Source organism: Mesorhizobium sp. f-mel (assembly GCF_053850215.1).
Genome location: NZ_JBSPTO010000041.1, coordinates 25,106 through 33,492, shown reverse-complemented (window position 1 = coordinate 33,492; position 8,387 = coordinate 25,106). Strand labels below are relative to the sequence as shown.

11 protein-coding genes are annotated in these 8,387 nt (G+C 62.1%); 7 read left to right on the top strand and 4 right to left on the bottom strand.

All coding sequences use genetic code 11. The annotated features are described in order from the left end of the window. Window positions 1-468 precede the first annotated feature (468 nt). The 4 genes from ACWUKX_RS28965 (at window position 469) to ACWUKX_RS28950 (ending at window position 3,458) form a co-directional block, all read left to right on the top strand. On the top strand, window positions 469-1,998 hold the full coding sequence (locus ACWUKX_RS28965) for an ABC-F family ATP-binding cassette domain-containing protein (protein ID WP_456010087.1): 1,530 nt from the start codon (window positions 469-471) through the stop codon (window positions 1,996-1,998). A gap of 382 nt (window positions 1,999-2,380) precedes the next feature. Beyond that, window positions 2,381-2,554 carry a hypothetical protein gene (locus tag ACWUKX_RS28960; protein WP_287114795.1) on the top strand — a complete coding sequence of 58 codons (174 nt, stop codon included), beginning with the start codon at window positions 2,381-2,383 and terminating at the stop codon, window positions 2,552-2,554. A 111-nt stretch (window positions 2,555-2,665) separates the two neighbouring features. Next, window positions 2,666-3,094 (top strand): VOC family protein, encoded by a 429-nt coding sequence (locus ACWUKX_RS28955; protein ID WP_456010086.1) that lies wholly within the window; start codon window positions 2,666-2,668, stop codon window positions 3,092-3,094. A gap of 10 nt (window positions 3,095-3,104) precedes the next feature. Beyond that, window positions 3,105-3,458: a DUF1428 domain-containing protein gene (locus tag ACWUKX_RS28950; RefSeq protein ID WP_029350007.1), complete on the top strand. Its 354-nt coding sequence runs from the start codon at window positions 3,105-3,107 to the stop codon at window positions 3,456-3,458. Between the two features lie 12 nt (window positions 3,459-3,470). Here the strand turns inward: ACWUKX_RS28950 and ACWUKX_RS28945 are convergent, their stop codons facing one another. The 3 genes from ACWUKX_RS28945 to ACWUKX_RS28935 all read right to left on the bottom strand — a co-directional run bounded on the left by ACWUKX_RS28945 (window position 3,471) and on the right by ACWUKX_RS28935 (window position 5,845). Beyond that, window positions 3,471-5,105 carry a tetratricopeptide repeat-containing sulfotransferase family protein gene (locus ACWUKX_RS28945; protein WP_456010085.1) on the bottom strand — a complete coding sequence of 545 codons (1,635 nt, stop codon included), beginning with the start codon at window positions 5,103-5,105 and terminating at the stop codon, window positions 3,471-3,473. Window positions 5,106-5,266: 161 nt separating this feature from the next. Further along, entirely contained in the window at window positions 5,267-5,533 is a 267-nt protein-coding gene (locus tag ACWUKX_RS28940; RefSeq protein WP_287152082.1) for a DUF1488 family protein, read from the bottom strand. 117 nt (window positions 5,534-5,650) lie between these two features. Continuing rightward, on the bottom strand, window positions 5,651-5,845 hold the full coding sequence (locus ACWUKX_RS28935) for a hypothetical protein (protein WP_029350000.1): 195 nt from the start codon (window positions 5,843-5,845) through the stop codon (window positions 5,651-5,653). Between the two features lie 372 nt (window positions 5,846-6,217). Between ACWUKX_RS28935 and ACWUKX_RS28930 the strand changes: the two genes are divergently transcribed. Both ACWUKX_RS28930 and ACWUKX_RS28925 read left to right on the top strand, forming a co-directional pair. Then, entirely contained in the window at window positions 6,218-6,484 is a 267-nt protein-coding gene (locus ACWUKX_RS28930; RefSeq protein WP_287336910.1) for a hypothetical protein, read from the top strand. Next, complete coding sequence (locus ACWUKX_RS28925; protein WP_065011972.1) at window positions 6,481-6,729, top strand: hypothetical protein; 249 nt, start codon at window positions 6,481-6,483, stop codon at window positions 6,727-6,729. The genes ACWUKX_RS28930 and ACWUKX_RS28925 overlap by 4 nt, the downstream gene beginning before the upstream one ends. A 508-nt stretch (window positions 6,730-7,237) precedes the next feature. On the opposite strand, the gene ACWUKX_RS28920 is transcribed toward ACWUKX_RS28925, so the two are convergent. After that, window positions 7,238-7,636: a Kazal-type serine protease inhibitor family protein gene (locus ACWUKX_RS28920; RefSeq protein ID WP_456010083.1), complete on the bottom strand. Its 399-nt coding sequence runs from the start codon at window positions 7,634-7,636 to the stop codon at window positions 7,238-7,240. A 451-nt stretch (window positions 7,637-8,087) separates the two neighbouring features. On the opposite strand from ACWUKX_RS28920, the gene ACWUKX_RS28915 reads away from it, so the two are divergent. After that, window positions 8,088-8,300 (top strand): cold-shock protein, encoded by a 213-nt coding sequence (locus ACWUKX_RS28915; RefSeq protein WP_023799871.1) that lies wholly within the window; start codon window positions 8,088-8,090, stop codon window positions 8,298-8,300. The last annotated feature ends 87 nt before the right edge of the window (window positions 8,301-8,387 follow it).

The following is an 8,387-nucleotide window of genomic DNA, read 5'->3' as shown; positions in this document are numbered from 1 at the left end:
GCTGCAATCTCGCCGCCGCCAGATTCCGCTCGCAACTGTGCAACAGCCCCCTTGTGGGAGAAGGTGGATCGGCGCGTAGCGCCGAGACGGTTGAGGGGTGCTGGACGGATCGCCGTCGGTGCCAAGCTGGAACACCCCTCATCCGACCGCTTCGCGGCCACCTTCTCCCACAAGGGGAGAAGGGGGAGCAGGACCCCTTGCCATCGACCCTGCCCTTGGTGTAGCCAGTTTCCACTCAAAACGTCTTGAAAGGAGGGCTGCGTGACTTTCGACCACCACCGTCAGCGCGGCCCTGTCCCTGCCCTGCGAGCTTGCTTGCAGGGCTGACCAGAGACGGTCCGGGTTCTCCCGCTTCGATTTTCTTGGTCTGCCCTTCGTGGTGCTGCAACGCCGAGCCTGATGGCCGGCCAGCGCACCGTCAAGTGCATCGAACCGGAACCTCCCTCCGGGCAGACCAGAGAAACCCACATGGCCCTGATCAGCCTCAAGTCCCTCGGCGTCACCATGAGTGCGCCGCTCTTTTCCAACCTTGATCTCACCATCGGCACCGGCGACCGCCTCGGCATCGTTGCCGCAAACGGGCGCGGCAAGTCCACTTTGCTGAAGTGCCTGACCGGCGAAATGGAGCCGACATCAGGCGACATCACCCGCACGCGCGGCCTGCGCGTCGGCTATGTCGAGCAAGCCGTTCCCGCAGCATTGGCCGAGCACGGCTTTCAGCGGGTGGTGGCCGACGCCTTGCCGGCCGAGCAGGCTGAAAGCGAGCAATGGCGCGTCGACGTGGTTCTCGATTCACTCGACGTACCGCAGCCGATGCGCGAGCGGCCGATGCGGGCATTGAGCGGCGGCTGGCAAAGGCTGGCGCTGATCGCCCGCGTCTGGGTCATCGATCCGGACGTCCTGCTTCTCGACGAGCCGACCAACCATCTCGACCTCGCCAAGATCAGCCAGCTCGAGACCTGGCTGAACACGCTGCCGCGCGAAGTGCCGGTGGTGATCGCCAGCCACGACCGGGCCTTCCTCGACGCAACGACCAACCGGACGCTGTTCCTGCGCCCAGAACAATCGCCAGTGTTCTCGCTGCCCTATTCCAGGGCACGCGATGCGTTGAGCGAAGTCGACGCCTCGACCGAGCGCAAATTCCAGCGTGACATGAAGGTGGCGCAGCAATTGCGCCGGCAGGCGGCCAAGCTTAACAACATCGGCATCAATTCGGGCAGCGACCTGCTGACGATCAAGACCAAGCAGCTCAACCAGCGCGCGCAACGCCTCGAGGAGGTCGCAGCACCGGCGCACCGCGAAAAATCGGCGGGCGCGATAAAGCTCGCCAATCGCGGCACCCATGCCAAGGTGCTGATCACGCTCGACGACCTGGCGGTCGAAACGCCTGACGGAACGCTGCTGTTCAGGACCGGCAAGCGCCATATCTGCCAAGGCGACCGCATCGTCCTGCTCGGCCGCAATGGTGTCGGCAAGTCGCGGCTGATCAGCCTGATCAGAAATGCCATCATCGAGCCGGAGACGGCAGTGCAAGGCGTGAAGGTGACGCCGTCGACGGTGCTCGGCTACAGCGACCAGGCGCTGTCGGGCATCAGCGCCGAACACACGCCGCTGGCGATGCTCTCGCGCAGCTTCGATGTCGGCGAGCAGCGCGCACGCTCGCTGCTGGCGGGTGCAGGCGTCAGCATCGACATGCAGGAGCGCAGGATCGGCGTGCTGTCGGGCGGGCAGAAGGCGCGGCTGATGATGCTGGCGCTCAGGCTCGCCAATCCCAATTTTTATCTGCTCGACGAGCCGACCAACCATCTCGACATCGACGGCCAGGAAGCACTGGAAACGGAACTGCTGGCCCATCAGGCAAGCTGTGTGCTGGCCTCGCACGACCGCTCCTTCATCAGGGCGATCGGCAACCGCTTCTGGCTGATCGAGAAGCGGCGGCTGACCGAGATCGACAGCCCGGAGGATTTCTTTCGATCGGTGGCTGAGGGGAATGGCTGAGGAAAGCCACGCATCTCCCGGGCCGGCATTCAAGGTGCTGCCGGCCCACGCTTCCCCGCGAGCCGAAAAAGGCGCATCCTGAGGTCTCGCAAACCGAGGGAGGAAAACGGTCATGCGTGGCGCGGACGTCGTCAACACGCCGAACCACCGGCGAGGAGTTTGTAATGCGCACCGCCGATTTCTGGACGCTACGCGACGGCAAAATCATCGAGATGGTGGAGTATTACGACACGGCTCTGGCCGCATCCGTCATCTGAGACGTATCCCGATTGAATAAGGCCCTGCGACAGAAAATTCTCCGCGATCTGTCGGATCATGGCCGCGCGCCACGTCCTCGGGATGCCGACACGGTGATGCCGGCACCAATCGAGGAGAAACCATCATGTCTATACTGTCATCCGTAGGGCGCATCGCGACCCGTTACTCGGCGGCTCGCGCCCGCTACCGCAGCGAGCGCGCCCTCCTTTCGCTGCCGATCGAACTGCGCAAGGACATCGGCTGGCCGGAAATCGTCATCGACGCACAGAACAGCCCGCGGATTGGCCTGGCTCCTTGACAAGGGCCGACCGTCGCACGGTCGGCATTAAAAAAACGCATCGGCCATGTAGGATCGCCCCTGCCCCATTCGTCCTGTGGTTCGCAATGCCCAACCAGAGAGGAGCAAGAGATGAACGATCAGCCTCAAACCCAATCTGCCGCGAAAGTCCTCGGCGGATTGACGCCCTACCTTCAGCTGGACGGCGCCTTCAAGGCTTCGGAATTCTATCAGAAGGCCTTCGGCGCCGAGCAGGTCTTCTTCTATCCGCCGGACGAGCAGGGCCGGACGATGCACATCCATCTCCATATCAACGGTTCGACCTTGATGATTTCCGACTTCTATCCCGAGCACGGAATGGCCCCGGTGAAGCCGCAGGGCTTCACAATGCAGCTTCATCTGGGCAGCGACGACATCGACGCCTGGTGGAAGCGGGCCGTCGATGCCGGCTGCGAGGTCGTCATGCCGCTCCAGGTGATGTTCTGGGGTGACCAGTGGGGCAATATGCGCGACCCGTTCGGTGTCGAGTGGGCGATGAACGCGCCGGTGAAGAAGGCATAGGAGAAGCACGATGTCCTATGTCGATGGTTTCGTTCTCGCGGTACCCAAGGCAAATCTCGATGCTTACAAGAAAATGGCTCAGATGGGCGGCACTGTCTGGATGGAGCATGGCGCGCTCGCCTATGTCGAATGCATCGGCGACGACGTGCCCTATGGCGAGCTCACTTCGTTCCCGCGCGCCGTGCAGGCCAAGGACGACGAGATCGTCGTCTTCTCCTGGGTCGTCTATGAATCGCGGCAGAGCCGCGATGCGGTGATGGCCAAAGTGATGGCCGATCCGCGCCTGAACGGCGACTTGTCGACGATGCCATTCGACGGCAAGCGCATGATCTTCGGCGGCTTTCAGCCGTTCATCGAGTTGTAGACCGGCAACGCATTACGCTAGGCGGTCGAGCAGTGGCTTGAGCCGGTCGCCATAGCGTTTCCACAGATCGACCGAGCCCTGGTACATCGGCTGGCGCACCTGCGCCGCCGACGCCGTGCGCACCGGCCGGTCGGTCTCGTGGAACGACAGCACCGCATCGTCCCATGGGAGGCCGAGATGGGCGATCAGCGCCCGCGTCTGCCCTTCCTGGTCGGCGACGAAATCCTCGTAGCGGACATCATGCACGACATCAGGCAGAACGGTGCGCCAATGCGCCATCATATCGGTGTAGAGATTGTGGAAATCGGCGAGCTCGCTGAGGTCGTAGCCGTAGCGGTGGCTGTCGCCGCGGAAATGCACCTTGTAGATCGACAGGCATGTCGCCGCCGCATCGCGCACGCAATGAATGATCTTGGCCTTGGGCAGCATCAGATGGATGAAGCCTACCAATAGGAAGTTGCCGAGCATCTTGTCGGTGACGTGCCGGAAACCCGGATAGCGGGCGTGCAGCAGGTCTAGATAGGCCTGGCCTGCCTCGGCATAGGCCTTGTCGGGCATGTCGGCGATGCCCCAGGGAAAGCCGCCCTTCATACCAGGCGGAAACTGCTTGCCGAGCGCCGTCTTCAATATGCCGAGCTCACCGGCGCCATAGACCTGCGGATGGCTGGCGATGATCTGCTCGACCAGCGTGCTGCCGGAGCGCGGCATGCCGACGACGAAGATCGGCGTATCGTTGGCGATCCCACTCGGTCTGTGCTTGTCGAAGAAGGGCTTGTCGAACACCGCCTTCATCGCCTCGAATTCGGCGCGTGTCTTGGCCGCATCGTAGTCGATGCCTGTGCGGCGGATCGCATTGCCTTCGGCGAAATAATCGAAGGCACGGCCATAATCCTTCAAATCGTCATTGGCCTTGCCGAGGCCGAAGGAAAGCTGCATGCGCGCCAGGCTGCCTTCCGGCGCCTTGGCGTGCTGCGCCTCCATCCCGGCAAGCTCGGCGTCGCGCTCCTGCTGGCGCTTGACTTGGGTGAGCATCAGCCAGGCCCTGGCCATGCCGGGATCGACCGCCAGCGCCTGCCGGAAATGCTCCGCCGCCTCTCCGAGGCTGCCCTTCTCCATCAGCCCGACGCCCAGACCGTGCAGCAAATCGGCGTCCTTCGGCCGAATTGCCAGTGCTTCGCGGAAGACGGCAAGCGCCTCGTCGAGCCGCCCAGCCTCCTGCAGCGTTTCGGCAAGCCCAATTCGGGCGCGGACATGGAACGGGTTGCGACCGATGGTGCCGCGATAAATCTCCTCCGCGCCCTCGAATTGTCCGAGCTGCTTAAGCGAGGAGCCGAGATTGTCGCGCGCCGCGAGTTGGTCCGGCCGCAGCGCCACCGCGCCACGGAAGAAATCGACGGCTGCACCGACACGGCCGAGGTCGCGCATCACCGTGCCGAGGTTGTTGAGGAAATCTGGATTCTTGGGTTGCAGGCGCACCGACTGTTCGAGGAGGTCGAGTCCTTCGGCGCTGCGCCCGGTCTGGTGCAGCAGAAGCCCGAGGAAATGTGCTGCCGCTGCGTGATTTGCCTTTTGCGCCAGCACCTGCCGATAGAGCATCTCGGCTTCTTGCCGGCGGCCGGCCTGATGCAATTGCAGCGCCTGCTGCACGCGCTGGTCGAGCCCTAGCGGCGGCTGTCCGCCTGAGCCGAAATTGGCGCCCGCGCCTGCCGGTCTTCTCGGATCTCTGTTGATGGGAAACCTGCCGTGTTTTGTCCGCCTGCCGCGATCTAGGCCATCGGCGCGGCAGGTTCAAGGGTTCGCAGGCCAGCTTACCGGAAATCGGCCTGGGTCAGCACATACATGTTCTTGCGACCGTGCGAATAGGCTTCGCGCGCAACATCCTGGATCGACGAACGCTCCGCATCGAAGGCGCTGAGATACTCGGCTTCCGCTCCACTGGTGGCCGGACTTGCCGCCGAAAGCGCTGCAATCTCCACAAAGAACGGCACTTCGAACATGCCGTCATGGCCGACGAAACGAATGCGCTTGGCCGCCGCGTCATAGGAGCGGCTGCGGTTGGGAAAATTCAGCGTCATGATCAAGCTCCTCAGCGCATGACCCGAACCGGAGGTTCGAAAAAGGATCATGCAAATCAAAGTAGTACAGCGCCCTTTGCGCGTCCAAAAGGACGCGCAAACGCGCTGTAGGCACTGTCAGATCAGGCGGTTGGTCTCCGCAACCTGTCTGGCCCGCCGCACCGTGCCGTCGGTGTCGGCGATCTTTCGCCTTGCTGCCTCGTCACTTCGTATCGTCAGACGCGCCGACATCACTTTCGCAGGCCCGACGGTCGGCTTGACGATGGGATTGACTGTTACGGTTACGCCACTCGGGGTTTTCACAGAGATCATGAAATTTTCCTTCAAACGAAATAAAGCATAGATGCCGGTACAAAAGTTCCGGAGACGTCTCAGACATTTTTAGAAAGCTCTTGAATCATATCAGCATTCTACAAATAATTATAGAGAGCGAATTTTGTCAATGGATCACGATCCGGTAGGAATCTTCTTGAATAAACCGCAATTTCGGATTAAAGAATTGAGATCGTTTTTTGGCCCAAGCTTGGCAACTCGCGGCGTCAGAGGTTCTCGACCCGCCAAACTCATTCCAGATCGCCGATACCCAAATTGCCGATACAGGGACACACGACATTTAGTCCCGGTGCCGCAAAGCGGGCACTACCTATCGGATCCAAGCCGGAAACGAGACTTCGAGGCACGAGAATGGCTGGCCGAACTACCCATTCCATAGCGCATTTCGAGGCACCCTTCATGCTCGGCGGCCTGGAAGGAAAATTGCCGGCCGGCGACTACGACATCGACCACGATGAGGAACTTATCGATGGCATGTCGTGGCTTGCCTGGCGCCGTGTCGCCACCTTCATCCATCTGCCGGCAAGGACGGTGAAAAGCCAGACCAGCCAATTGGTCGCCATCGACCTCGCCGAACTCGAAACCGCGCTGAGGCGCGACCAGGAGAATGCTGCATGATCCGCTTCCAGCAGAACGCGCGCCCGCGCACCGACACGCCCGCGCATCTTTTCGCGATCGGCCAGACCGTTCGCATGAAGAGCCGCATCGGCCTTGTCCAGAAGACCGCAGAGCTGTTCCAAATCAAGAGCAAGCTGCCGGTCAAGGACGGCTCGCCGCAATACCGCATCCGCAGCGACGAGGAGACCTACGAGCGGGTCACCACGGAAGACAATCTCGAAGTGGCCGACAATCCGAGCGCCTAATGCATGTCGCCCAAAAGTGCGAAGCGGTTTGGGACAACGACATGCATAAAACTTAAAGCGCGTCGGCTGATTCCTTTCAACGCGACGCGCTTTAGGCCCACATCAGGCGCCACCACCACCAATCACGAGGACCAACAGATGGCCAAGGGTCAACAGCGCAGCAACCGCGAGACACGCAAGCCCAAGAAGGACAAGGCGGCGCCAAAGCCGGCCTCGCCTTTCGGCTCGGCCGTCAAGCAGGCGGAAGCCGGTTTGAAGCCGAAGTCCAAGGGCAAGCGGCGGACGGATGAGCAGCCCGGCATTCATCCAGCCACCGCGCGGATCGGATCAAAGATCACACGACAGTCGAAGCCATTTGGTCAGGATTGGCTAGGGCCGAGTTCATCGCCCATTGCCATAAGGCGAGGCTGCCGGCGTAGAGGCAGTAGGCGCCAGCTACCCTCACCTGCCTGTGTCCGGTTGATAGATGGCTTCCTCCCCGTCCGGTGACGGGGAGGAAACCAGCCTCTCAGCAGGGACCGTCGTCGACGATGCGATAGTCGGCGGCGCGAGCCTCGCAGGCGTTGGGGAAGGTGCGCAATTCGCCACGGCGGCGTGCGCAGACGGGGGCATATTCGCGCGTGCAGAATGTCTGCTCTTCGCCACCGCCGCCGTCGCGGCACTGGCCGTCGCGGATGATGCGATACCCGGCCCGCTCGGCAAGGCAGGCATTGGCGAAGGTCTGGCGGTCGCCACCGCGCCGGGCGCAGACCGGATCATACTGCTTGGTGCAGAATTGCGGCCCCGGCCTTGGCGGGCGGTACCCCGGTCCTTCCTCCACCACCACCGCTGTGCAGGCTGCAAGAACTGCCGACAGCAACAGGATGGCAAAACCCTGCCGCGAGAAGATTGCCGCAAGAAATTTCATAACTATATCTCCCTCAAGCCCCCGCTCCGGTGCAAATGCGCGCGCTCCACTCCAAGCCGATCCTCGCCATTCCACCGCCAAATGCAACCCCTGTTTGCAAGCTCCCAGCCCGCTGGACCATGCGTGGCCAGGCGCTGGCCGATGACCGGGCGAGCACCCCGTCCTATCGATGCCATGCGTCGGAATGCGCCCATTGGGCGGCCCGCGGACGCTACCTTGCAACGATCACCTTTCCGTGCGATAAATTTCGTGTTCGGGCATTTGCGACCCGGAGAGCGGAACGTTTTGGACGACCTTTCCCCGATACTGTGAATCTCTGACGGCCCCGTTTTTCGGCGGGGGGTTTTGACCATGCGCCAATGCATGACTGCCGAAGCAACCACCGGACTTGCCCACGGCGTCAGGCGGCGGGCAAACCACAAAGACTGACACGGGTGAAGGAGTTTCCCCAATGGCCCAGACCGGCACCGTTAAATTCTTCAACGCTACCAAAGGCTTCGGCTTCATCACGCCAGATGACGGCGCCAAGGACGTGTTCGTCCATATCTCCGCGATCGAGGCCTCGGGCCTGCGCACGCTCGTCGATGGCCAGAAGGTCACGTTCGACGTCGAGCCCGACCGCATGGGCAAGGGACCGAAGGCGGTCAATCTCCGCGCGGACTGAACCGTCGGCGCGCGCACGTCCGCTCGGACGTGCCAGGAATGTGCCCCGAGGCCCTCCAAAGGCCTTGAACCGGCTTTCAGGGCCGGA

Bases quoted from the DNA above. Each gene is read 5' to 3' on its own strand.
- ACWUKX_RS28940 (WP_287152082.1), bottom strand. From the start codon at position 5,533: ATGACGCTGAATTTTCCCAACCGCAGCCGCTCCTATGACGCGGCGGCC.
- ACWUKX_RS28965 (WP_456010087.1), top strand. From the start codon at position 469: ATGGCCCTGATCAGCCTCAAGTCCCTCGGCGTCACCATGAGTGCGCCG.
- ACWUKX_RS28935 (WP_029350000.1), bottom strand. From the start codon at position 5,845: ATGATCTCTGTGAAAACCCCGAGTGGCGTAACCGTAACAGTCAATCCC.
- ACWUKX_RS28950 (WP_029350007.1), top strand. From the start codon at position 3,105: ATGTCCTATGTCGATGGTTTCGTTCTCGCGGTACCCAAGGCAAATCTC.
- ACWUKX_RS28955 (WP_456010086.1), top strand. From the start codon at position 2,666: ATGAACGATCAGCCTCAAACCCAATCTGCCGCGAAAGTCCTCGGCGGA.
- ACWUKX_RS28960 (WP_287114795.1), top strand. From the start codon at position 2,381: ATGTCTATACTGTCATCCGTAGGGCGCATCGCGACCCGTTACTCGGCG.
- ACWUKX_RS28925 (WP_065011972.1), top strand. From the start codon at position 6,481: ATGATCCGCTTCCAGCAGAACGCGCGCCCGCGCACCGACACGCCCGCG.
- ACWUKX_RS28915 (WP_023799871.1), top strand. From the start codon at position 8,088: ATGGCCCAGACCGGCACCGTTAAATTCTTCAACGCTACCAAAGGCTTC.
- ACWUKX_RS28930 (WP_287336910.1), top strand. From the start codon at position 6,218: ATGGCTGGCCGAACTACCCATTCCATAGCGCATTTCGAGGCACCCTTC.
- ACWUKX_RS28920 (WP_456010083.1), bottom strand. From the start codon at position 7,636: ATGAAATTTCTTGCGGCAATCTTCTCGCGGCAGGGTTTTGCCATCCTG.